This is a genomic window from Cysteiniphilum sp. JM-1 (genome assembly GCF_008711525.1).
Classification (GTDB): Bacteria; Pseudomonadota; Gammaproteobacteria; order Francisellales; family Francisellaceae; genus Caedibacter.
On record NZ_VXKS01000011.1, the window covers coordinates 1 to 24393 of the forward strand.

General features: G+C 39.8%; 24 protein-coding genes, 1 pseudogene and 1 riboswitch. Of the genes and pseudogenes, 13 read left to right on the forward strand and 12 right to left on the reverse strand.

Annotated features, from left to right (window positions below):
- The first annotated feature begins 608 nt into the window (after window positions 1–608).
- Both glpK and F3D68_RS06335 read left to right on the forward strand, forming a co-directional pair.
- Window positions 609–2102: a glycerol kinase GlpK gene (gene glpK, locus F3D68_RS06330; RefSeq protein WP_151193609.1), complete on the forward strand. Its 1494-nt coding sequence runs from the start codon at window positions 609–611 to the stop codon at window positions 2100–2102.
- On the forward strand, window positions 2102–3013 hold the full coding sequence (locus F3D68_RS06335; protein WP_224728255.1) for a Dyp-type peroxidase: 912 nt from the start codon (window positions 2102–2104) through the stop codon (window positions 3011–3013). The genes glpK and F3D68_RS06335 overlap by 1 nt, the downstream gene beginning before the upstream one ends.
- Here the strand turns inward: F3D68_RS06335 and rimI are convergent.
- The 4 genes from rimI to F3D68_RS06355 are packed head-to-tail and all read right to left on the reverse strand — an operon-like array spanning window position 3000 to window position 6730.
- Entirely contained in the window at window positions 3000–3446 is a 447-nt protein-coding gene (gene rimI / locus F3D68_RS06340) for a ribosomal protein S18-alanine N-acetyltransferase (RefSeq protein WP_224728256.1), read from the reverse strand. The two genes, F3D68_RS06335 and rimI, sit on opposite strands and share 14 nt — an antisense overlap.
- Window positions 3436–4917 (reverse strand): RimK family protein, encoded by a 1482-nt coding sequence (locus tag F3D68_RS06345; RefSeq protein ID WP_151193610.1) that lies wholly within the window; start codon window positions 4915–4917, stop codon window positions 3436–3438. Before F3D68_RS06345 ends, rimI begins: the two co-directional genes overlap by 11 nt.
- Window positions 4918–4954: 37 nt before the next feature.
- A complete protein-coding gene (locus F3D68_RS06350; protein ID WP_151193611.1) occupies window positions 4955–6214 on the reverse strand; it encodes an aminotransferase class I/II-fold pyridoxal phosphate-dependent enzyme in 1260 nt (419 codons plus the stop codon).
- 3 nt (window positions 6215–6217) lie between these two features.
- Window positions 6218–6730, reverse strand: a complete 513-nt coding sequence (locus F3D68_RS06355) for a hypothetical protein (RefSeq protein ID WP_117003111.1) — start codon at window positions 6728–6730, stop codon at window positions 6218–6220.
- 266 nt (window positions 6731–6996) lie between these two features.
- Here F3D68_RS06355 and ssb point away from each other — a divergent pair, with 266 nt between their 5' ends.
- The 3 genes from ssb to F3D68_RS06370 are packed head-to-tail and all read left to right on the forward strand — an operon-like array spanning window position 6997 to window position 8883.
- The gene (gene ssb / locus F3D68_RS06360; protein WP_151193612.1) at window positions 6997–7518 is read left to right on the forward strand and encodes a single-stranded DNA-binding protein; all 522 of its coding nucleotides are present in this window, start codon (window positions 6997–6999) and stop codon (window positions 7516–7518) included.
- A gap of 17 nt (window positions 7519–7535) precedes the next feature.
- Window positions 7536–8138, forward strand: a complete 603-nt coding sequence (locus tag F3D68_RS06365) for a M15 family metallopeptidase (RefSeq protein WP_151193613.1) — start codon at window positions 7536–7538, stop codon at window positions 8136–8138.
- A 16-nt stretch (window positions 8139–8154) separates the two neighbouring features.
- Entirely contained in the window at window positions 8155–8883 is a 729-nt protein-coding gene (locus F3D68_RS06370) for an ester cyclase (protein ID WP_151193614.1), read from the forward strand.
- On the opposite strand, the gene F3D68_RS06375 is transcribed toward F3D68_RS06370, so the two are convergent.
- From F3D68_RS06375 to F3D68_RS06390, 4 genes are all read right to left on the reverse strand, one after another.
- Window positions 8884–9639 carry a class I SAM-dependent methyltransferase gene (locus F3D68_RS06375; RefSeq protein ID WP_151193615.1) on the reverse strand — a complete coding sequence of 252 codons (756 nt, stop codon included), beginning with the start codon at window positions 9637–9639 and terminating at the stop codon, window positions 8884–8886. It abuts the gene before it with no gap.
- Window positions 9640–9831: 192 nt separating this feature from the next.
- Window positions 9832–11229, reverse strand: coding sequence for an MFS transporter (locus F3D68_RS06380; protein WP_151193616.1), 1398 nt, complete (start codon window positions 11227–11229; stop codon window positions 9832–9834).
- 87 nt (window positions 11230–11316) lie between these two features.
- Window positions 11317–12537 carry an MFS transporter gene (locus F3D68_RS06385; protein ID WP_151193617.1) on the reverse strand — a complete coding sequence of 407 codons (1221 nt, stop codon included), beginning with the start codon at window positions 12535–12537 and terminating at the stop codon, window positions 11317–11319.
- A 119-nt stretch (window positions 12538–12656) separates the two neighbouring features.
- Complete coding sequence (locus tag F3D68_RS06390) at window positions 12657–13949, reverse strand: MFS transporter (protein WP_151193618.1); 1293 nt, start codon at window positions 13947–13949, stop codon at window positions 12657–12659.
- A 185-nt stretch (window positions 13950–14134) separates the two neighbouring features.
- Between F3D68_RS06390 and prfB the strand changes: the two genes are divergently transcribed.
- The 3 genes from prfB (at window position 14135) to F3D68_RS06405 (ending at window position 17131) form a co-directional block, all read left to right on the forward strand.
- Window positions 14135–15230, forward strand: a protein-coding gene (gene prfB, locus F3D68_RS06395) for a peptide chain release factor 2 (protein WP_151193619.1) whose coding sequence is annotated in 2 segments (ribosomal slippage) — window positions 14135–14206 and window positions 14208–15230 — 1095 coding nt in all. Because the reading frame shifts where the segments join, the coding sequence is not laid out codon by codon here.
- A gap of 144 nt (window positions 15231–15374) precedes the next feature.
- On the forward strand, window positions 15375–16913 hold the full coding sequence (gene lysS / locus F3D68_RS06400) for a lysine--tRNA ligase (RefSeq protein ID WP_411954960.1): 1539 nt from the start codon (window positions 15375–15377) through the stop codon (window positions 16911–16913).
- A gap of 23 nt (window positions 16914–16936) precedes the next feature.
- Entirely contained in the window at window positions 16937–17131 is a 195-nt protein-coding gene (locus tag F3D68_RS06405) for a transposase (RefSeq protein WP_151193620.1), read from the forward strand.
- Here F3D68_RS06405 and F3D68_RS06410 read toward each other — a convergent pair.
- Window positions 17112–17831 carry an HAD family hydrolase gene (locus tag F3D68_RS06410; RefSeq protein WP_151193621.1) on the reverse strand — a complete coding sequence of 240 codons (720 nt, stop codon included), beginning with the start codon at window positions 17829–17831 and terminating at the stop codon, window positions 17112–17114. The genes F3D68_RS06405 and F3D68_RS06410 overlap by 20 nt on opposite strands.
- A 75-nt stretch (window positions 17832–17906) precedes the next feature.
- Here F3D68_RS06410 and bla point away from each other — a divergent pair, with 75 nt between their 5' ends.
- The 4 genes from bla to F3D68_RS06425 all read left to right on the forward strand — a co-directional run bounded on the left by bla (window position 17907) and on the right by F3D68_RS06425 (window position 20316).
- Window positions 17907–18791, forward strand: a complete 885-nt coding sequence (gene bla / locus F3D68_RS06415) for a class A beta-lactamase (RefSeq protein ID WP_151193622.1) — start codon at window positions 17907–17909, stop codon at window positions 18789–18791.
- Window positions 18788–19168: a hypothetical protein gene (locus F3D68_RS06420; protein WP_151193623.1), complete on the forward strand. Its 381-nt coding sequence runs from the start codon at window positions 18788–18790 to the stop codon at window positions 19166–19168. Before bla ends, F3D68_RS06420 begins: the two co-directional genes overlap by 4 nt.
- 94 nt (window positions 19169–19262) lie before the next feature.
- Window positions 19263–19388 carry a hypothetical protein gene (locus F3D68_RS11465; protein ID WP_263478730.1) on the forward strand — a complete coding sequence of 42 codons (126 nt, stop codon included), beginning with the start codon at window positions 19263–19265 and terminating at the stop codon, window positions 19386–19388.
- A gap of 1 nt (window position 19389) precedes the next feature.
- Window positions 19390–20316, forward strand: a complete 927-nt coding sequence (locus F3D68_RS06425) for an RluA family pseudouridine synthase (RefSeq protein WP_151193624.1) — start codon at window positions 19390–19392, stop codon at window positions 20314–20316.
- On the opposite strand, the gene F3D68_RS06430 is transcribed toward F3D68_RS06425, so the two are convergent.
- From F3D68_RS06430 to sucC, 3 genes and pseudogenes are all read right to left on the reverse strand, one after another.
- Complete coding sequence (locus F3D68_RS06430; protein WP_151193625.1) at window positions 20308–20760, reverse strand: DUF29 domain-containing protein; 453 nt, start codon at window positions 20758–20760, stop codon at window positions 20308–20310. The two genes, F3D68_RS06425 and F3D68_RS06430, sit on opposite strands and share 9 nt — an antisense overlap.
- Window positions 20761–20905: 145 nt before the next feature.
- Window positions 20906–21790, reverse strand: a complete 885-nt coding sequence (gene sucD, locus F3D68_RS06435) for a succinate--CoA ligase subunit alpha (protein ID WP_151193626.1) — start codon at window positions 21788–21790, stop codon at window positions 20906–20908.
- Window positions 21787–22968: pseudogene (sucC, locus tag F3D68_RS06440) on the reverse strand (ADP-forming succinate--CoA ligase subunit beta); the annotation flags it as partial. The gene sucD and the pseudogene sucC, both read right to left, overlap by 4 nt.
- Before the next feature lie 182 nt (window positions 22969–23150).
- Here sucC and F3D68_RS06445 point away from each other — a divergent pair.
- A complete protein-coding gene (locus tag F3D68_RS06445; RefSeq protein WP_151193627.1) occupies window positions 23151–24017 on the forward strand; it encodes a prepilin peptidase in 867 nt (288 codons plus the stop codon).
- 250 nt (window positions 24018–24267) lie between these two features.
- Window positions 24268–24371: riboswitch (TPP riboswitch) on the forward strand.
- Window positions 24372–24393 lie beyond the last annotated feature (22 nt).

Sequence of the window (24393 nt, forward strand, 5' to 3'; positions counted from 1 at the left end):
AGTAAGACATTGCCAAGCATAATATATTTCACCTGAGCTTTTCAAAAATACTTCCTTGACGGTTTGTCGTAAAACCTTCCATGGTGATCATTCCGGACTTTGAGTCAACGCTCGGGAGAGAAAATATCCCCTCGCTTCAAAGTCGTTAAAAGCAGTGCTTTTAACCCATTCCGAACTCAGAAGTGAAAACAGTTAGCGTCGATGATAGTGTATTTATCAAAAATACATCCTGTATTTTATCAAATCGGCTACTTGCTAATCCGTTACAAGTGGCGTTCGACGGCAAATAGTTGGCACTATTTGATTTTTCCGTCTCACCATTCGCCATGTGACAAATTTGTTGGGAACAAATTTGATCAATGGAAGCATGACATTGACCATGTAATGGCGTAAGGCAGGACGCCTGAAGTTAAGTAGGACACCGCCAAATTATTCGACATTGCAAGACGATGGGACATCGCAATACAATACCAATTCAAAAGGCACCTAAGGGTGCCTTTTTTGTTTGTACAATCTAGGTTCTATTGTGTTTCTTTCAGTATCTTATTGTATCTTTGTATCTATACCGTATATGATACTGGCGGAGCTAATGATAAGGAGACGTATGCATGTCGCAATATATTCTAACACTCGATCAAGGTACAACGAGTTCACGTGCGATTATATTTAACCAAAAAGGTCAAGTGGTTGAAATGGCGCAACAAGAGTTCAGACAAATTTATCCAAAGCCTAGTTGGGTTGAGCATGATCCTAAGGAAATTTGGAGTACACAAGCTGCAGTTGCTGCTACTGCTATCACCAAAGCAGGTATTAATGGTAAGAATATTGCCGCTATTGGTATTACTAATCAGCGTGAAACAACGATTGTTTGGGAGCGTGACACGGGCAAACCGATTTATAATGCAATTGTGTGGCAGGACAGACGCACAGCGGATTTCTGCAATAAATTAAAAGCTGAAGGTCATGCTAAAATGATCCAAGAAAAGACAGGATTGGTGATTGATGCCTATTTTAGTGCCTCTAAGATCAAGTGGATTCTTGATCATGTTGATGGTGCTCGTGAAAAAGCCAGACAGGGTGAGTTATGCTTTGGTACGGTCGATACTTGGCTTATGGCTAAGTTTACTAATTTACGTCTACATGCAACAGATGCAAGTAATGCCAGTCGCACGATGCTTTATAATATCCATAGCAATCAATGGGATAACGATTTATTAAAGCTGTTTGATATTCCTAAGGAAATGATGCCTGAAGTGAAATCCTCAAGTGAAGTGTATTCGCAAACAGCAACGACCCTTTTTGCGACAAAAATTCCGATAGCAGGTGTGGCAGGAGACCAACAAGCAGCATTATTTGGACAAATGTGTACAGAACCAGGGATGTTAAAGACTACCTATGGTACGGGGTGCTTTATGATGATGAATACAGGAGATACTCCTGCAGTTTCAAACAATAACTTATTAACAACAATTGCTTGGCAGCTTAATGGCAAAACAACCTATGCACTAGAGGGAAGCGTCTTCATGGGTGGTGCAGTTATTCAGTGGCTAAGAGATGAGTTAGGTATTTTGCAAAATGCCGCTGATAGTGAAAGGCTTGCATTGTCCGTTGCTGATAATGGTGGTGTTTATTTAGTACCTGCAATGGCAGGATTGGGTGCGCCGCATTGGGATCAATCAGCACGTGGTTCGATCTTTGGTTTAACGCGTGGCAGCTCTAAAGCGCATATTGCGCGTGCTGCATTAGAGAGCATAGCTTATCAGGTAGTGGATATTGTTAATTCACAAATATCAGATACTAATATCCCATTAACTGAAATGCGTGTTGATGGAGGCGCTGTGGCAAATAATTTCCTAATGCAATTTCAAGCGGATATGCTTAACGCTAAGGTAATTCGCCCACAAGTATTAGAGACAACGGCATTAGGCGCGGCTTATTTGGCAGGTCTTGCGGTTGGTTATTGGTCGGATGTTAATGAGTTAAAATCGTTATGGTCTGTTGAAAAAGAGTTTACAAGCTCACTGAATAACGAACTACGCACACAATATACTAACTATTGGCACAAAGCCGTGACAAGAGCAAAAGGATGGAGTGAAGAGTAATGATCAAGATCCCAAAATATCAGCAAGGTATTTTAGAAAACTTACCGTCATCGGCAATTTATTTATTTTTTGTTCTGAAGAAGAAGCGTAAATTAAAGGAGGTTATGCAAAGCTTACGTCAGCTGATTGATGGTCAATCTACGGTGATTGGCTTGGGTGAGGCGCTTATGCACAAGGCAGAGCTAAAAAGTGATTTCAAAGCATATACACCAACAATAAAGCAGCAAAAGCTTGCGACTAAAACACATTGCGACTTAGTGCTTTGGTTAAGAGATAATGATCAAGGCATGTTAATGCATAAGGCGCGTCAAATGATTGCTATTGCAAGTGATGCCTTTAAATGCACGGATATCTCGCGAGCTTGCACTTATTTAACTTATGTAGAAGACGGCAAAATGGTTGATCATGATTTATCTGGCTTTGAAGATGGTACCGAGAATCCTAAAGATGATGAGCAATTTAATACCGCGATTGTTGTGAGTGATGATAAATATTTAGATGGTTCGAGTTTTTGGACTATTCAAAAGTGGAAGCATGACTTTGCGTGGCTTGATAAAGCAAGTCAGCAAGCTAAGGAAGAGATTATTGGGCGAAGCCTGGATGATAATCGTGAGTTTGAAGATAACAAGCCGTTTGCCCATGTTAAACGCACAGCACAAGAGAGCTTTGAACCTGAAGCATTTATGTGGCGCCGATCGATGCCATGGATTAATGATAAGCTTGAAGGCGGATTAATGTTCTCGTGTTTTGCTACAAGCTTTTACCCCTTTGAAGCGCAGTTCTTACGAATGACGGGTGAAGAAGACGGTGTTGTAGATGGCTTATTTAAGTTCTCAAAGATATTATCAACACAGTTTTTATGGTGCCCACCTTTTGTTAAGGGTAAGTTGGTTTTGCCTAAGTTTGAGTAAGCGCTTTCTTCATTCTATAGGCGCTATCACCATTGTCATAATAATTATGTATGGTTTTACTAACGCCAAAGCCTAGCTTCTGATACAGGTGAATAGCTTTTAAATTATTGGTGTTAACTTCAAGAAAAACATTTCTAATGTTGGTGTTTAAGTGATTTATTGTATGTATCATGAGCTCGCGGGCTATGCCTTTGCCTTGATGGTTTGGCGAAACAGCAAGCGAGTAGATGCGTGCGCTATGACGATGTATAAACAATAATATATATCCAGTGATTTCGTGATGCTCATAAGCAACAAAAAGTTCATTCTTTAATGAACGAATATGGTAATAAAATTGAGCTTTGCTTAGTTTGTCGCTGTTAAAAAGAGCATTTTCAATCTCAATAAGTGCAGGGACATCTTTGGTTTGCGCCAGACGAATGTTAATCGTCATAGTGAACTCGCTTATGCTCCATACGATTAACAAATTCAAGCATGATTCTGCTATAAAGCTCATCACTTAAATAAGCATCTTCCCATGGATGATCAATGGATGGGTTGTCATTAATTTCAATAATGGCAGGTTTATCATCAATCATCTTGATATCAACACCATAAAGATCGTGACCAATCAAACGGCACGCCTTAAGTGCTATTTTAATGACATCTTTGGGTGCTTGATGAATGCCAAATGCTTCAGCAGGCCCTGCAGTCACATTCTTTTTGCCGTGATTTACAATCTGCCAATGGTTTGGTGCCATGTAGTATTTGCATGCATACAGTGGTTTATTATTCAAAACACCAATACGCCAGTCGTAATCTGTGTAATGATATTTTTGCGCAATAATAATTGATGATTGAGATAAAAGATTATTTAGTTCGCTAATGAGTTCCTCTTTTGTCTTAGCTTTTTTAACACCCTTTGAAAATGAACCATCAGGTACTTTTAACACAATAGGCAAGCCTAATTTTTCAATTAATTCATCACAGTTTGGCGGGGTATTGCGGCGGAAAACAAAATAAGATTCAGGCATGGTAATATGGTTTTTTTCCATCAAATTGTGCAAGTATACTTTGTTAGTGCAGCGCATAATTGTTTGGGTACTATCCATGACAACAAGGTTGTTTTCCTCTGCCTTTTTAGCAAATGCATAACTATAGTGGTTGATTTGGGTGTTAGTGCGAATAAATAAGCCATCGTATTCAGGTAGGCGCGCATAATCTTCTTTGGTGATGAGATCTATATCAACACCTAGTGCGCGTCCTGCTTTAATAAATTTTTTAATCGCTTGATTATTACTTGGTGGCAGTGCTTCGTCTGGATCAACGAGTATTGCCATTTCATAGCGATATTGCTTTTGTGAGCGCGGCTTACGCCAGACTTTGGTGCTAAAATCACTCAGCGCATTTGCAAAAAAAGTTTCCTCTGCATCATTTAAGCTTTGCAGGGAGATGGTTGTAAGACTATGAATTTGCCAAATATTGGCAGTTTTAATAAAGCCGATCTGTAGAAGAGGGGCATTGTAAATATCAAAAATTTTACGCGCAAGTTTGGCAAATCCTGGGTAAGCAGATGTGCCAAAGTAAAGTTTGATGTGTACTGTGTTGTCTTGATTAAGCTGTTCTAAAACATCAATAGCTTGTGAATTCAGTCGGATATTGAGAAGACTAAATGATAAATCACCGAGATGCTGAAGATTGTTTAATGTGCTAACGCTGGGTATGACTTTATCGCCATTAGCTTCAGCAAGTAGGGATGCATAATAACCTTGACCAAGATAACCTGTATCGTCTGATAAATTAATCAAATAGGCACTGTGATGATGCTTTGTTGTTAAGTAATCTTGAGTGGTTTGTAGATTGTCAGTTGGAAAATAAGGTGCCCAGAGATCAAGGTGATCAACGAGTATTCTAAGACCCTTCATAGTGCTTCCTTAGCAAAGATGGTTGAGTAAGGTGATGTTAATGTTCTAATGTCGCAATTTTGGTAACAACGGCTAACACTTCGGTCGCGATTTTAAGCTCAGAGACCGTTGGTAAGGAAGGGGCAATACGAATATTGCAATCTTGTGGATCCTTGCCATAAGGATACGTGGCACCTGCGTTAGTTAATTTAACACCTGCATCTTGTGCCATTTTGACAATTTTCTTAGCAAGTCCAGGTTGGCTATCAAAACTAATGAAATAGCCGCCTTTGGGTTCGTGCCACTGTGCAAATTGACCATCCGTGCCAAGCTCAGCACTAAGGACTTCATTCACAATATCGAACTTAGGTTTTAAAATGGCTGCATGTTTTGCCATGTGTTGCATAAAAACATCTTTATTTGGAAGAAGCTTTAAATGGCGCAGCTGATTAATTTTATCATGACCAATGGTTTGTGCTTTTAGTTGCGATACTAGCCAGTCATGGTTGCCTTTATTAGAGGCAATAATGGCAATGCCAGCACCGGCATAAGTGATTTTTGAGGTGGAGGCAAACATAAATACACGATCAGCATTACCAGCTTTGGTACACTCGCTAAGAATATCAATAATTTCCACTTGATCTTGCATATCTAGGTGATGCACGGCATAGGCGTTATCCCAGAAGATTCTAAAGTCATTTGCAGCTGTTTGCATCGCAGCAAGACGCTTGATCGTTTCATTACTGTAGCTTTCACCTGTTGGGTTGCTGTACTTAGGCACACACCACATGCCTTTGATGCTGCTGTCATTAGCAACGAGTTTTTCCACTTGATCCATATCTGGACCATTGCCAGTTAAAGGAATGTTAATCATCTCAATATCAAAAGACTCACAAATGGCAAAGTGACGATCATAGCCAGGGGTTGGACACAGAAATTTGATTTTCCCTTGTTCAGACCAGCTTTTTGTCTGATTTGGCAGTTTATGAATGAGCGCTTTGATAATTGTGTCATACATCAAATTAAGCGATGAATTGCCGCCAACAATGATTTGATCGCTCGTAATACCAAGCACATCGGCAAAAAGTGTCTTGATTGCGGGAAGTCCTGTAAGTAAATCAGGTGGGCTGTAATTGCGATAATCAGGCGCAACAACGACATCTTGATGATTTAAGTTGTTGAGTAACTCATCGGATAGATTAAGTTGCTCAACACATGGCTTGCCACGTGTCATATCAAGCTTTAAGCCTTGATCAATAAAAGATTGGTAACGTGACTTTAGTTGTGTTAGTTCATCTTTAATTAAAGTTGTGGTCATTGCTTATTTCCCCCAAGCAATCAAAAGATAGATATAGATGCCGATATATAGTAAGAAGAATACAAACGGCATATAAGTTTCGATACGCTTAAGTGGCGTGAAAGAACCTTTTTGTAATGCAGTTACGCGTTCAGCAGAAAAGATGGGGCTAGAAGGTAGGCGTTTTTCAAGCGCGCCAATGACTTGTTCTTTGATATTAACCGTATGGCGATAAAAACGTACAACACGCCACCAGCAATAGCAAATGGCTAATAAGCCTAATAAAGGCAATACCAATAAGCCAAGTGATAACTCAGTGCTAGAGCGACTAATGCCAAGTGCCATAATGCCAACGATGGCGATATTGGCAATAAGGAAAAATAGATTGATTGACACACGACGAAAGCTTGCACGATCTGCCATTTCAACGTAGATTTTATATTGTTCTATCAACAGCGAATAATATTGTTCATTACTGAAATGATCTTGTTCTTCATTCCATAAATTATCCATGTTGATGTTATCATAACGACTCATGAATGATTAACTCCAATTTGTTATCGATTTTACGTCACTCAGATTAGCAGATTTGCAAGCAATGGACTATGGCAAAATGGCGTATTGTGTAATAAAAAATGATATGTCAGCTTCTTAAAAGAGCATATGACATCAAGGTCTATGCGTTGATTAAGTTTGTCAATAATCTTACATGCTAAGCGTGTTAACGCTGCGATCATTGTGATACTATAGGTCGGTGAATTTCAGACTGAAAAATTAGAATAATTTAGAATAAAAGGTGATTTATGGCTAAGGGTACAGTAAATAAGGTGATTTTGCTTGGACGATTGGGTGCAGATCCTGAGGTGCGCTATATGCCAAGTGGTATGTCGGTAGCAAATTTGCGATTAGCGACCAATGATGGCTATAAAGATCGTCAAACAGGGCAGTTTGTTGAAAATACAGAATGGCATCGTGTTGTCGTGTTTGGTAAGCAAGCAGAGACGGTTGCACAATATACGCAAAAAGGGTCGTTGCTGTATATTGAAGGGCGTATTCGCACTAATAAATGGCAAGATCAAAATGGTCAAGAGCGCTATACAACCGAGATTGTTGCTACTGAAATGCAGCTAATGGGCGGACGTAATGAAGGACAGAATGGAGGCAGTCCTCAGCAAGGTTATTCGCAGCCACAATTTAACCAACCATCAGCGCAACCACAAGCTGCAGCAGGTGCATATAATCAGGCGCCACAGCAAGCCAAGCCTCAAGTGCAGCCAGATTTAAGTCAACTTAATGACTTTGATGATGACGATATTCCTTTCTAATATTCGGTAGTTGCACTATGCATAGTGAGTTTATTGAGTTAACGCAATCGGACCCAATGCGTTGGGATATTAAATACAGCTATGATGATAATATCGTAGGTAGGCGTATAGTAGGCTATTATGCGAATAAATGCTTGATGACAAAGGTCTGCTACGCTGCATTGCAGCAGGTAGCTCAACGTGTTGCTAAACATAATTTAAGTCTATTGATTTGGGATGCTTATCGTCCCGCTAAAGCCGTTGATGATTTTTGGCAATGGGCGCAAGACACTCACGATAATCATACGCAGCGTCAGTATTATCCCAACTTAAGCAAAGCAGACTTATTTGGACAGGGCTATTTTAATAAAACATCAAACCACTGTAGTGGTAGCACCGTTGACTTAACATTGATTGATCAACAAGGTCAAGCGCTTGAAATGGGTACGATCTTTGATTATATGGATCCCTTGTCACATCCTGAGAATAGAGAAGCCTCAAAAGAAGCGATTACCAACCGAGCGTTATTACGTCAAGAGATGTTAAGTGCTGGATTTGAACCAATAGCAACGGAATGGTGGCATTTTAGATTGATTGACGAGCCATTTGCTAATCAAATGTTTGACTTTGATATCGTGTAATTAAAAGAGAACATGGATGACGAAGAGTAATAACAAGGTTAATGAAACAAAAGAATTCCTAGATGCTCTGCTGATTGGGCGCGATAACAATGCATTGGGTGAGTTTCTAACACCCGATTGTTTGGCTTTGACTGACTATGGTATTGCTTTTGGGCGTGATGAAATTGCCATGGATCTTTCTTTTTATTTTCAATCGGTTGATGTGAGATCATTGGATTTCTTACAGCAAGCGCATTGCGCCGATACCACTGTATTACAGTTTTCTGAAAACTGTGAGCATATTGGTGAGTTTTGCGGTATAGAAACCACAGGTAAGAAGTTTGTTTTTAATGCTTCAATTATGTTGCGTTGGCAAGAGGATAAAATCAAAGAATATTCGTTATCACCTGATATGGCAGGTGTTTTTGCGCAGATCACTGATGATAAAACAGCGGCGAAAACATTAGAGGCATTAAACGAATCAAATAGCCGTTGTTATGCAATGTTGGCAAAGCTGTATGTGTTAATTAACGCGCAAGGGCTTTATCTGACAAAGCAGCAAATTAAATGTCTGGCTTTGTATTTTGAAGGCTATAGTACAGTTGTTAGTGCCAGAATATTGCAGTGTTCAGTTGGCACAGTACGCACACATATTCGTAATATTCAGGAGCTCTATCGCAGCCATTTTTCAGGGAATATTGAAGCATGGTTTAAAAGCCATGGGTTATTTCAGAATATGCGCCGTTATGCGCGTTTATTACGATAATTACAAGGGTTTATGAAAGCTAATAAAGGCAGGGTGAATGATTAGTGAGTAATGATTATCATCGACATATTTACGCTTAGCATAATCCATAACATCTACATTGAATGGCTCAATCCCTTTTTGTAGAAGGCCTTGATACATCTCATAGGTGAAGCTGTCCTCTAGGATTGAAAAGCGGCAAATTTGATACATTTCATCCAAGGTTGTTGTATTGTAAAAAGCATCAGTTATTTTGAGCTTATAGTTAATCTTATGCTTATTAGCAATTGCCTTGAGAAGCTTATAGCACTTATATTGTGGATTGTAACTTATGCATTTTTCATAGTGTTCACCCTTATTCGATGGCACGACAAACATGAGCACACCTCCCGGTGCGAGTGCTTTATACGCCTTTAATGCAAAAATTTCCCAGTCTTGTTCATCGACGTGATAGAGTACGTGAGAGCATAATATAAAGTTATACTGCTCAGATAATTTGACTTCTTGAAAAGTTTGATTGATCACGGTTAAGTCATCAATTGACTTTAATAAACTTGCATAAGTAGGATTAGGTTCGATTGCTAGAGTGTTATTAAAGTGTGGCGAAATCTTTTTGGTAATTTTGCCCTCACCTGCCCCGATATCTAAAGAGCGATTGCAGTTGATAGTAGGTAAAATTTCTTTGGTGATATGGTCTATGATTTGCTTGGAATTATCATGTTTTTGTAAGATTTTATAAATATTAGCGTATTCTTCTGCTGTGTGTATGGTTGCCATTGTCTTACTCTGTGTGGTTTATTAGATTATAAAAATGTACGAGCGGCTTTTAAAGCGTATTACCCCTTAGCTTTAAAAGCGCTGTACAATCGGCCCCACCGCAATATAGCTAGCATGTTCAAAGATTGCCTATGCTGTGGGAGATATTTTAAGCGTTCTAGTTTTATAAATGAATACTACAAAATTAAGGTATTAATGTGATGTTCTCAAAAAGCGATTAATGAGGAATGTAATGATGCCAAAGGCAAGGCAAATAATAGCAATATACAAAAACACATGGCTATAGGCTTGATTGCTTAATAATAAATTCGTTTCTTTGCTATCGGTGACCGTTAATACAGATAGTTGCCCTGAGATGGCAACGCCAAGTCCACTTGCAAATTCCCAAGAACCAAGTGCAAATCCTCGATTTTTTTCTTGAATATACTCCCCTACAGAGGCGCTACCATTAGGGTGTATTAGGATTTCTCCAAGACCTAAGAAGAAGAAAAATATAATAATCCAGAAAAAAGTGACCTGATTATGGAGTCCTGAAAAATATATTGAAACTGGGATTGCAGCACCCGCAATTGCAGTCACAATAAGCCCAATAAGAAATTTTTGATCAAATGCATTGTGTTTGAGCTTGCGATACCAAAAATAACTCACGCCAATTGCGCAAATAAACATGCTGATATACCAAAAAGTAATCACAGAACCTGCCGGATAGGTAAGCCCAAAAATTTGCCTGTTAAGATTGTACTGTGCGAAGAGTGTGATATTTGTCTGTGACAAAGTAGCAATACTCCAATAGGCAACATTGATAAAACAAAATACCAGAAATTTTAAAATTCCCTTTCTTTGCTGTATGTTTTGCGCTTGGCTTGCAAGATACAAGAAGTATGCAATAAGTAACAATCCAGCAATATAAATAATGGTGACCGTGGCATGTGGTCTTTGCATGAGGTAGTGCACTATAACAAAGGTAAGCACAAAAACAACCAAGCTATATGTGTATTTGCTTAGTGAAATAATCTGTCTTGAAGCAGGGTAAATGTGTTGGAACGATATAAACAACACGAGTGAAATTACATTGTAGATTGCACCAATATAAAAGGCAGTTTGGTAACTAAAATAGTTGGCAATGAAGCCTGAGCTAAATGTTGCAATCATACCGCCTGTGGCAAGGCTTATATAGGCAACAGTAAAGTAGTATGAGCGTTTCGTGTTATGCTCTGGAAAGCAGCTATGCAATAATTTCCAAATGCTAGGCAAGTAAAATGCGCCACCAATGGCAATGCAGCTTAAACTCGTGACAAGTAAAGGCTCGCCAAACTGTGCTAAGGCAAAAAAGCCAAAAATACTAAAAAGCTGTCCAATAATCAGCGTGCGCTTTGCATCTAAGAGCTTGTCAGCAACAATACCTGCTATCAGTGGCAAGCAATAAAAAAGCGAAAAAAGTGCGGTGTTGAGCATATATGCTTCGCTTTCACTAACCTTGAGTGAAAGCGTTAAATACAACACGGTTAAACTAAACATAACACCTGTGCTCATCGTTTGAAACAGGGTGATGAAAAACGTTAGTGTGACGGGCTTATTTTTAATTAACATATAAAATCTCCTTATTTTCTCCCTTTTAGGAAGGGGTATAGTACGTTAAATTCAAAGCAAATCGTTAGTAAATAAATATAACTTATGTTATTTGTCTAGTTTGACGACTAATCCTGCGATTAAAATACTCACCGCCGCTAGATACAGAGGAAGTAATAAGTAGAATGTTGTAAATAAGCCAAGGGTAAAGGCGTTGATTGCCCAAGCAATACCAAATACAGAAGTAGTGCCTCCCATGATGGCGCCTTGTTCATGACCCTCAACTTTGCTGGCAATGACTGATAATAAGGCAGTATAAAAGATGATTTCTAATAGCGCGCCAATAAATGCGCTGATAATCATTGAGCTTGGGCTTAAGAAAAAGGTGCAAAGTGCAATCAATATCGCGATAATGGTGCCACTTAATAGCATCGCAAGATGATTGTTAAGGCGTTTAAGCACAACGTTTTGAAAGTAAAGTGTTGAAAAGGCAAAACCTAAACTCATGATCACAAAAACAAAACCAATGCTGGCTGGTTCAAATTGGAATGCTTGCGCTAATACAAGTGGTAAACCTTGGGCGTAGTAGCCCCAACCGATTTGCAACATCAAAAAGGCTAATGCAAGTATTTTGACACGCTTGTCGCTAAACATTACTTTAAAACTGAAGATAAGACTTATCAGCTTAAGTTTTTGCTCTTTAATACGATTGGTGTAGGTTTCAGGTAGCAAGAAACAAACACTTAATAGATTGACCACAGAAAGTCCTGCGCCAAACCAAAATGGCAGTGTAATGGCTTGATATTCCGTTTGCGATAATAAACCAACAGCTGTTGTTATAAGTGGTCCAAAGACAAAACCAATAGAGGCGGAAAGCGTGATTAAACTTAGGTTTTTAACACGATTATTCTCGTTAGAAATATCCAAGATAACTGCTTGCGCAATACTAAAACTGCCACCAAAAAATCCGCAAATAAAACGGCTTAACATGAAAATGCTTAATGAGCCTAACGCTAAAGCGCTTACGGATAATAGATAAGCAACAATCGTGCCAGCTAGTGAGACGATGATCATCAGCTTACGCCCATATTTATCAGAGAGTCTGCCGATAATCGCACTACCAATAAAGATCCCCAAAGGCCATACTGCCATGGATAGACCATAATAAAAATTGCGTAGCGAATCAGCTGTGTTAACCCCAAAAAATGGGCTTTGTTTTGACATCATGATTTCAGGAATGACGGGGAAAACAAGTCCCACACCCATGACATCAATAACAATCGTCAACATCAATATGGCGACTAATAGGCGGTTGTTAACCGGTTTCATTGATAACTCCAAATATTCAGATAGTACTTAGTCAAGCAGCGAAGTGCATACTTGTTTATATAGTTAGCGAGCCACTTTAGAGTGTTGGCAGATAAACTGCAATTAAAATGATCGGCTTTTTAAGCCTTCATGTGTTTTCTGGCAATCGTTAAGGCAATCAAAGAAATAATGGCAGCAAAGGAAATATAAACACCAGGAATCCATGTGATCATCGTTGTGTTAATGAGATAGATGACAAACAATGCTGCACTGCCACCAAAAATCCCAAAGCCTATATTATAACTGATTGATAACGCGGTATAACGCGCATTGACTGTGAATAAATGACTAAGCATACCCATTACAGGACCGATAAAAGCAGCTCCTACAATGGCAAAAATAATTTGTGCCAGAATAAAAATCGAAGTATGTAGTGACATTAGCCAATAGAGTAATGGTGAGAGGAAAAGCAAAATAACCGCCGCCGTTGCCATGACCTTGTAAAAGCCAATTTGATCAGCAACATAGCCCCAAAAAACGGTGAAAACAGATAAGATGATCATGCCAATGGCATTGATTTCAAGTGCGTGACTTAGCTCAATATTAAGGTAAGTATGCGCATAGGTTGGCATAAAGATAAATAGCTGATAGACGATTAATGGCGTTAGCCAACAAATGAAAATACCAAGTAGCATGCCAAATTTTTGTGTTTTAAATGCTTCAATAATTGGATTCTTTGGTAGGGCATTGTGTGCTTTGAGTTTTTTAAACTGTGGAGTCTCGCTGGTGTGCGTTTTAAGGTAATAGCCTAAGATGGCAACAAAAATCCCTAAGATAAAAGGGATGCGCCATCCCCAACTGGCAAGTTGTTTATCACTTAAAATAGCCGTTAATAGCGCGCCAACTGCTGATGCCAGTAGCATGCCAACAAATGCGCCAGTAAAGGTGATGCCAGCACCTAGGTAACGGCGATTACTGCCTATATGCTCATTGATGAAAACGGCAGATCCGGTAAACTGTCCGCCAACACTTAAGCCTTGGAGCATGCGCACAAGAATAAGCACAATGGGTGCGATAACACCAATGTGTTCATAGGTTGGCATAATGCCCATGATGACAGTCGGTAAGCCAATTAAAATAACCGCAATAGAGACAGTTTTTTGTCGTCCATATTTATCGCCAAAGTAACCAAAAACAAGCGCCCCTAATGGACGCATCAAAAAGCCTGCAGCAAAGGCACCATAAACAGCTAAAACGGAAACAAGCTGATTGTCAGAAGGGAAAAACAAGGGCGCTAAGAAGGGTGCGCAAAAGGCATAAACAACAAATTCATACCATTCTGAAACGCTTCCGCAGAAGCTAGCAACAATATTTTTCGTGCGCGAGATTTCTTTTTCTTTAGGCGAGACTTGAGAAAGAGGTTGTGATGACATAATGGCAATCTCCTTTGCTTGCGATGCATTTAGATACAATAAAATACACTTTTTTACGTCATTATAGAACAAAATAGCAATTGAGCTATGCTTAAACTGTGCAAAGGGAAAAACAATTCGCAGCTGAGTCAAGCTTATGCTAGAATATCGACCACTTTAACGCCAATCAAATAAAATTTTCTGTAATGGAAGTAAATAGCTATAAAACACAATTAAAAGAGATGGCAATGCGCTTAGATACACTTCGGGGGTATCTTTGACTTTGCCCATAAAAAAGAGCGTTTAGACGAGGTATTAATGGAGTTGGAAAATCCAGAGATTTGGAATGATCCAGAGAATGCGCAAACGCTAGGTAAAGAAAAAACAGCACTTGAAGTGGTTGTTAATAATGTCTTAACGCTTGATAAGGGAATTACTGATGCGCTAGAGATGATTGAATTTGCGCAAGAAGCTGATGATGAGAGCATCTTGCAAGAGGTGATCACCGAAATTGATCATTTGGAATCTGCGTTAGCTAAGCTTGAGTTTATGCGTATGTTTAATAACCCAATGGATCCAAATGATGCGTTTTTGGATGTGCAATCTGGCTCGGGAGGCACTGAAGCGCAAGATTGGGCGCAAATGCTTATGCGTATGTATCTACGTTGGGGTGAGGCGCATGGCTTGAAAACAGAGCTCATTGAAGTCTCAGATGGCGATGTTGCAGGCATTAAGAGCTGTACGATTCGTTTTGAAGGTGAGTACGCCTATGGTTGGCTTAGGACTGAGACGGGTGTACATCGTTTGGTGCGTAAGTCACCGTTTGACTCAGGCAATCGTCGTCATACGTCATTTGCATCGGTTTTTGTCTCCCCTGAGGTGAGTGACGATATCGAGATTGAGATTAACCCCGCGGATTTGCGCATTGATACGTATCGCGCGTCAGGTGCCGGTGGGCAGCATGTCAACCGTACAGATTCAGCGGTAAGAATTACGCATGAGCCATCAGGTATTGTCGTGCAATGTCAGAATGATCGCTCACAACATAAAAACAAAGATCAAGCGATGAAGCAGCTAAAATCAAAGTTATATGAGCTAGAGATGCACAAGCGCAATGCTGAAAAGCAAGCGCTTGAAGAGTCTAAATCAGATATTGGTTGGGGCAGCCAAATTCGCTCTTATGTACTTGATCAATCAAGAATTAAGGACTTAAGAACCTCTGTAGAGAATACCAACACACAGGCAGTGCTTGACGGTGATTTAGATAAATTTATCGAAGCCAGCTTGAAAATGGGTTTGTGATAGCCAGATTACTAAAATTGGCATGATACACCATAGGAGCGTGTTGCACATAATGTAGCGGGGCGTATTGAAAATGATGTAGCGTAGGGGCGTATCGAATACGCCCTTAAATAAAGATTAAAATAAAAAATTGGAATAACAGCCATGACAGAACAAGTTCAAGATCAAGTGATGACAAAAGAAGAAGCGCAAATCGAAGAAAATAATCAGATTCAAGTGCGCAAAGAAAAGCTTAAAGAGCATACCGAATCAAATAATGGTATTGCGTTTGCTAATGATTTCAAACCCAATGCCGCAGCAGCATGCCTGCAAGCACGATATGGCAAGATCGAAAAAGCAGAGTTAGAGGCTTTGACAGATAAGCCAACAGTAAAAATTGCTGGGCGTATTATGCTTAAGCGTGTGATGGGTAAAGCATCATTTATCACGTTGCAAGATATGTCTGGTCGTATTCAAGCGTATATTCGCAAAAATGATTTAGCCGAAGGCGAGTATGATCGCTTTAACGCGCATTGGGACTTGGGTGATATTGTTGGTGTTGAGGGCATATTATTTAAGACCAATACCGGCGAATTATCGGTGCATGCAACGAGCATTAAGTTATTAACCAAATCAATCCGCCCATTGCCTGATAAGTTTCATGGGTTATCCGATCAAGAAACGCGTTATCGCCAACGCTATGTTGATTTGATGACTAATAGTGAGAGTCGTAAAGTATTTCAGACGCGCTCTAAAATGATTCAATTTATTCGCCGCTATTTTGATGAACATCGCTTTATGGAAGTCGAAACGCCAATGATGCACGTGATTCCAGGGGGCGCTTCAGCAAAACCTTTTGCAACACATCACAATGCACTAGATATGCCGCTTTATTTGCGTATCGCACCTGAGCTTTACTTAAAGCGTTTGGTTGTCGGTGGTTTCGATCGCGTGTATGAGATTAATCGTAACTTCAGAAATGAAGGTTTATCAACGCGCCATAACCCTGAATTTACCATGATTGAGTTTTACCAAGCCTATGCTGACTATAAAGATTTGATGGATTTAACCGAAGATTTATTGCGCAAGATGGCGATAGAAGTCTTGGGTACAACAGATATTCATTATCAAGGTCAGGATTATGATTTGGCACAACCATTTGTGCGTATGAGTATGTTTGACTCAATTTTACATTTTAATCAAGAGATTACTAAAGAGCAGTTGAGTGATTTTGACCAAGCGGTAGCAATTGCTAAAAAGCTAGGCATTAAAGTCGAATCACACTACGGTTTAGGTAAAGTACAAACAGAGATTTTTGAAGAAACGGTTGAGCATCGTTTGATTCAACCAACCTTTATTACCGAGTATCCAGCCGAGGTTTCACCATTGGCGCGTCGCAATGATGATAATCCTTTTATTACCGATCGTTTTGAGTTCTTTATTGGTGGGCGTGAGATTGCCAATGGTTTCTCTGAGTTAAATGATGCAGAAGATCAGGCAGAGCGCTTTAAGGCGCAAGTTGCAGCAAAAGATGCAGGGGACGATGAAGCGATGTTTTATGACGCGGATTATATCCGTGCTTTAGAGTATGGTTTAGCACCTACCGCAGGTGAGGGTATTGGCATTGATAGATTAGTGATGTTTTTCACCAATAGCGCATCGATTCGTGATGTGATCTTATTCCCGCACATGCGCCCGGAATAGCGCCAAGTTTAAGAGGTGATGTTATGACGGTAGCAGAAAAATGGGAAGCACAAGGGATTGCAAAGGGTATGCAGCAAGGAGCGCGTTTGAAGGCAGAAGAAACTGCATGCAAAATGTTGCATAAAGGCTATGCGATTGATGATGTTTATGAAATAACAGGTCTTGATCAAAAAGATGTTATTGAACTAAAGGAGTGCATCAAAAATACACGTCATTGATTTGTTCGTGAGCCGTTTCCATTTGCTGCCAGCTTCTTACTTCCCACTTATTATCATGAGCTAATAATGCTAATTTAGGATCTGGATTCACGCAAACTGCTTTATCAACAAGCTTTAATAATGGCGCATCATTAATTGAGTCAGAGTAGAAAATACTTTGCTCAAATATCTCGGGTTGTTTTTGAAGCCATTGTTGATAGTAGTGAACTTTGCCGCTACCAAAACTTAGTGGTTCAATCACTCCACCCGTGAGTTTGCCATTTTCTTTGACATTTTGTACACCGATAATATTTTCTTGATCAAATCCAAGCAAAAGACCAATGGGGCGCACTAAATCGATCAAGCTTGCGGATATTAATAAAATCTGATCTCCCTTTGCTACATGCCCCTTAACTGCTTGGTGAGCTTCAGGGTAAGTGAAGTTCTTGACAATAAAGTGGGCAAAGTCTTTTAATGTGTTTTGTAATGAGCTTTCATTGTATCCAATCAGAGGCTGTAAGATAAAGTGGCAAAATCCGAGCATATCGACTTCACCGGCATGATAGGCGCGATCGTATGCCTCTTTGGTTGCCATAAAAGTTTTTGGATTATTAACCAGTTCCTGATCACATAGATATTTTGCCCATTCATTGGAGCAGTCAACAGAAATAAGCGTGTGATCAAGATCAAAAATAGCGATATTAGGCATGATATTTGGCATGGTGTTACGGTGGGTTTGTAGATATGATGATAAGCACTGTAAGCTTTGTCAAATAGAAATTAATGGGGAGCTATTATGCGTTTAATCAGTAAGTATACAGTGGGTGTGACTTTGTCGTTACTAACACTGACAAGCTTTGCAAATGTTAATAATAACTTTAAGGCACTTGAAAAACAGTACGGTGGGCAACTGGCAATTAGTGCTATTGACACATCGAATGATCAAGTTGTTGATTATCATGCAAATAAACGCATGCCGATGTGCAGTACATTTAAACTGATGCTTGTTGCGGCAGTATTAAACAAGAGTGTTAATGAGCCCAAATTGCTTGAAAAGAAGATTGAGTATACACAAAAAGATATGGTCAATGCATACTCACCGTACACCAAAGAAAATCTGGGTAAAGGCATGACCGTTAGCGCATTATGTCATGCAGCGATGTTAAGTGATAACACAGCAGCAAATCTACTGCTTAAAGAGTTAGGTGGTTTGGATAAGTTAAACCAATTTGCGCGAAGCATTGGTGATACAACCTTTAGGTTAGATCGTTATGAGCCCTATTTAAATACCGCTATCCCAGGAGATAAAAGAGATACAACAACAGCAAAAGCCATGTCACAGAGTTTAGATAAAATTGTGCTGGGTAATGTTCTTCCTGCTATGCAGCGTGATTTATTGATCAAGTGGATGCAAACAAATACCACGGGAGATAAACGCATAAAAGCGGGTGTTAATAAGTCTTGGATCGTTGGTGATAAGACTGGTACGGGTGATTATGGTACAACGAATGATATTGGCGTGATATGGCCAAACAAATGCAAACCAATTGTGATCAGTGTTTTCTATACACAAGATAAGCAAGATGCGAAAGCACAAGATGTGGTGATCCAAAAAGCAACGAGCTTTGCTGTGGCTGAGCTTGGTAAAACCAATTTCTGCCTAGAGCAGATTGCCGAATGAGGACTCAGTATCATTTTAGAAAGTCCGCTAAAGGGCAGCTGTTAATTTGGGATGTTAAAAAGCTTGTTAAAGAATCACAGCACCTAAAAGCAATATCGATTAAAGTCGATCAACTTAAAGAGCTTGATCAGTGTTATTGGTATGAGCTTGGCGAAGAAAAGCCAACGTGCTTGAATATTATTGAGCATATGAAACTTATTCAAGCTGCTGATTTGAGTTATCCTATTTTGTTGTGTGCTGATGGGCAAATCATGGATGGCATGCATCGGCTATGCAAGGCCAAGTTAGAAAATAGAGAAACCATTAACGCCATTCAATTTGATGTGACACCTGAACCGGATTTTATCGATATAGACCCAAAGGATTTGGTTTATTAACAGGAGATAGGGCAAAAAGATATGGAAATCCTTGGCGGGGTTGGTGGTTTCGCGCATAATAAGTGCCAATATTTTGCAGGAACAAAGGATCGACATGTCTCATACTATAAAATCTAAAGCAGCCGTTGCTTGGCAAGCCAATACACCCCTCTCAATCGAAACTATTGATGTATTACCATCCCAGAAAGGTGAAAGCATTCGTAGCGTGGTTGAGTTCTAGTATGGCAGGTGTTCAACATATTGAAGTAGATGCTGATCGCGAAGGTCAGCGCATTGATAATTTTCTGATTGGACAGTTTAGTAAACTGCCCAAATCCTTGATATATCGTTGGATTCGCAAGGGAGACTTACGCGTCAATAAGAAACGCATTAAACAAACTTATCGCGTTGAGCCGGGTGACATCGTACGTGTTCCACCCTTTATCCTTGAGGAAGAAGCGCCAGCTAAGGTAAGTGATGACCATTTGAGTTTCCTTGAATCACTTATTTTATTCGAGAATGCGGATTATATGATTATTAATAAGCCCTCTGGCATTGCCGTTCACGGTGGCTCAGGCGTTAACTCAGGGTTAATAGAGCGCTTGCGTCAACTGCGCCCTCAAGCTAAAAAACTTGAGCTAGCACATCGCTTGGATAAGGAAACCTCGGGTTGTATGATCATTGCCAAGAAATACAGCATCTTGACCTATTTTCATGAAGCTTTGAAAAAGCGTGAAGTGCAAAAGACTTATCACGCCCTAGTGCATGGCAGTTGGTCAAATAAAATCAAACAGATTGATTTGCCATTAAAGCGTCACTTACTACTACATGGTGAGCGTATGGTGCGTGTTGATAAAACAGAAGGTAAGGATGCATTAACCAGTGTTAGAATCTTGCAAAAATTTGATCAATACACTTTGGTCGAAGCGATGCCGCACACCGGTAGAACGCATCAAATTCGTGTGCATCTTGCGGCATATCACTGTCCGATCGTTTGTGATAAAAAATATGGCATTGCCGATAAAGACCAAGTGTTAATAAAAAAAGGCTTTAATCGCTTGTTTTTGCATTCAGCGAACTTGTCATTTAAGGATCCGAAGACTGGTGAGAATATGTTTTTTGAGGCGCCATATGATCGTGATTGTATAAAAATTTTAGGTTTACTCTAAATCATCAGTAGGTAAAAAGTCATGATTTAAGAGCTGTGCTACTGTATAAGGGCAGTGCTCAGGAAATGCTTTTTTAGCAATTCCTGTTTCCAAAGCAGCAAGATTAACTGCGCGAGCATATAATTTATCTTCAGTCATTAAGCCTTCAAGTAAGCGATATAAGCTTGGACTGTCTTCAAGCACATCTTCTATTGAATTGCGTTGCTCCCTAATAGTTCCTTGCCAACTAGTGCTTCTTTGACTTTCTTGATATTCCCATTTCAGTAAATGTGCAATAAGTACAATTAAACGACTTTTAAGCTCTCTAAAATCACTTTTACCCATACTTTCTACTTCCTCAACTAAATGTTCTATATCCACCTTATCAAAAGCTTTTTCTCTGAGTGCTTTAACTGTTTGCATAGTCCATGCATAGAAATCTCTATCATAAAGTGTATTTGCCATATGTTAATCTCCTAAACGTTAGCTTAGCTCTTTGAAGTATATACAATTTAAAAGTATACAGACAAAATTTTAGTGCAATCAAAGTAAATAAACTATAAGAAACTAAAAAGCGCACAATATGTGCGCTTGAAAAGAATATAGATGATTAAGCTGGAACCGCCCAACCAGTAACTTGCTGAAGGACTTTGCCCAATTCAGCAGGTGATTTACTAACAGCGACACCTGCGGCTTCAAGTGCTGCAAATTTCTCAGCGGCTGTACCTTTACCACCAGAGATGATGGCTCCTGCGTGACCCATACGCTTACCAGCAGGTGCTGTGACACCAGCGATGTATGATACAACTGGTTTAGTAACGTGCTTTTTAATGTATTCAGCAGCTTCTTCTTCAGCTGAACCACCGATCTCACCAACCATGATGATTGCTTCAGTTTGTGGGTCGTTTTGGAACATCTCTAAAGCATCGATAAAGTTAGTACCTGGAATTGGATCGCCACCGATACCGATACATGTTGATTGACCAAAACCTAAAGCAGTTGTTTGGTTAACTGCTTCGTATGTTAATGTACCAGAGCGTGATACGATACCAACTTTACCTGGCATATGAATGCTGCCTGGCATAATACCGATTTTGCACTCGCCTGGCGTAATAACGCCTGGGCAGTTTGGACCGATCAAACGTGAGCCTGAGCGCTCAACATAAACCTTCGCTTCAAGCATATCCATAACAGGAATGCCTTCAGTAATACATACGATCAATTTGATGCCAGCATCAGCAGCTTCAATGATTGAGTCTTTACAAAAAGGTGCTGGTACGTAGATAACAGTTGCATCAGGTTGTACTGCATCAACGGCTTCTTGAACCGTATTGAATACTGGTAGACCTAAGTGAGTTGTACCCCCTTTGCCTGGTGTTACCCCGCCAACCATTTTTGTACCATAAGCAATCGCTTGCTCAGAGTGGAAAGTACCTTGCTTACCAGTAAAACCTTGGCAGATAACTTTTGTATTCTTATTAACTAAAACGCTCATACGTGAGATACCTCTTTAACTGCTTCGATGATTTTCTTCGCACCATCTGTGAAACCATTAGCAGCAATAATATTTAAACCGCTTTCTTTTAATTTTTTGGCACCTAACTCAGCATTTGTACCGGCAAGACGCACAACGACTGGCACTTTAACGCCAACTTCTTCAACTGCTGCCATAATACCTTCAGCAATCATGTCACAACGCACGATACCACCGAAGATATTCACAAATACCCCTTTAACTGCTGCATCAGATAGAATGATTTTGAATGCTTCTGATACGCGCTCTTTTGTTGCACCACCGCCGACATCTAGGAAGTTTGCAGGACGTCCACCGTGAAGTTTGACGATGTCCATTGTTGCCATTGCAAGACCGGCACCATTAACCATGCAACCGATGTCACCATCTAGAGCAACGTAGTTAAGCTCCCACTCAGCAGCACGTGCTTCACGCTCATCTTCTTGCGATAAGTCACGCCATTCAGCTAATTGTGGTTGACGATATAATGCATTGCCATCAACAGCTACTTTAGCATCTAAACAGTGGAGATTGCCTTCTTTAGTGATGACTAAAGGATTGATTTCTAAAAGCTCAAGATCTCTTTCTTGGAACATTTTAGCAAGACCTAAGAAAATCTTAGTGAATTGCTTGATTTGATTGCCTTCTAAGCCAAGCTTAAACGCAATTTTACGTGCTTGGTAAGGTTGCGCGCCGACGACTGGGTCAATAATTTCTTTGAAGATTTTCTCAGGTGTTTTTTCTGCAACTTCTTCAATCTCAACACCACCTTCAGTCGATGCCATAAAGATAATACGACGCGTGCTACGATCAACAACCGCGCTTAGATATAATTCTTTGGCAATATCAGTGCAGCTTTCGATAAGGATTTTGCTAACTGGCTGACCGTTTTCATCGGTTTGGAAAGTAACAAGACGTGTGCCCATCATGTTTTTCACAAAATTAGCAACATCTTCCTTGTTAGAAACAAGTTTCACGCCACCCGCTTTACCGCGACCGCCTGCATGAACCTGAGCCTTAACAACCCACATGTCACCACCAATTTTATCAACAGCAACCAATGCTTCTTCAACGCTTTCAACAGCATAACCTTTTGATACCGGTAAGCCGTATTCAGCAAAAAGCTGTTTTGCTTGATATTCATGTAAATTCATATCTTTCTCACTATTTACTTTATGGTTTGTTTAACAAAATTTTCATGTTCTGATCGACACAAAAACGAAAACACCGGCAAGTATATCGCAATATTGATATTCGGTTAAGCATCAATTACCAAAGTTTTTGTTTTCGCTTTTTTTAATCGGTATATACTCATAAGAAATCTGTTTTTTTGAATGTGGTTATGGAATTTTTAAACGAGATAGCTCCTATTATTATCATTGCGGCAACCATTATTGCTGTTTGTGTTGGTAGTTTTTTAAATGTGGTCATTGCGCGGCTACCTGAAATACTAGATAAGCAATACAAAGATCAAGCCTATGATATTCTTGATATCTCGCCACCTGATATAAAGAGGGGCTTATCTGAAAATATTCATCGCAGGTCAGCTTGTCCGGCATGTCACCAGCAACTGAAGCCATGGCACAATATTCCTCTTATAAGCTTTATTTTTTTGCGCGGTAAATGTAGCTTTTGCCACAGTAAAATATCTTGGCTCTATCCAAGTGTTGAGCTCATTAGCGGTCTTTTGGTGTTTCTCACGCTGTACTATTTTGGTATAACGCCTGCTGCTCTATCACTTTGCATTATGTATTTCTTTTTAATTCCGCTAGCAGTGATTGATCTTAAACATTTTATATTGCCTGATAATCTAACCTTACCTTTGTTATGGCTTGGGCTATTAATAAATTGCGGGTTTGTTTTTAGCTCGCCAATACAGGCAATATTGGGTGCGGTCCTTGGCTATGGCATATTATGGCTCGTCTTTTGGGTGTTTAAATTCATTACTAAAAAAGAAGGCATGGGCTATGGTGACTTCAAATTAATGGCAGCCCTTGGCGCTTGGTTTGGCGCACCAAGTTTGTTGTTTTTGATATTCACCAGTGCGGTGATTGGTATTGTGTTTGCTATTATCATAAGCTTAATGAAGCGACAAGGAACTTCGCTCATTCCTTTTGGTCCCTCTATCGCGATTGCTGGTGCGCTGTACCCTTTTATCGGTCAAGCGCTGACTCATGCATATTTCCAAATGTTATTCTCACATTTCTAGATAAGATTTATGGACTAAAACTAAATGCTCACCGACAAGTGCTCACCGTACCCTGAGCGTAATTCGAAGCGATGCACTGAGCATCAGTCGAAGTAGGTAGCTTGGGAAAATCATACTTCATAAAGGCTTCGACTTACGCTCAGCCAACGCTCACACAATCAAAGTGGGCAGGAGTATGGTTATAGCCGATTTATATTACGAACAAAATCTAGCAGTAGACACCTCCGGAAAATTACTTTAGGATAAATCGCGTTTACAACAGGGGTGCCTTTGGCTGAGAGCAAAATGCAAGTTTTGTAACCCTTTGTACCTGAACTAGTTAGTACTAGCGTAGGAAGTTGTTATAACGATTTGTATTTTGTACTGTGCTCAAAAT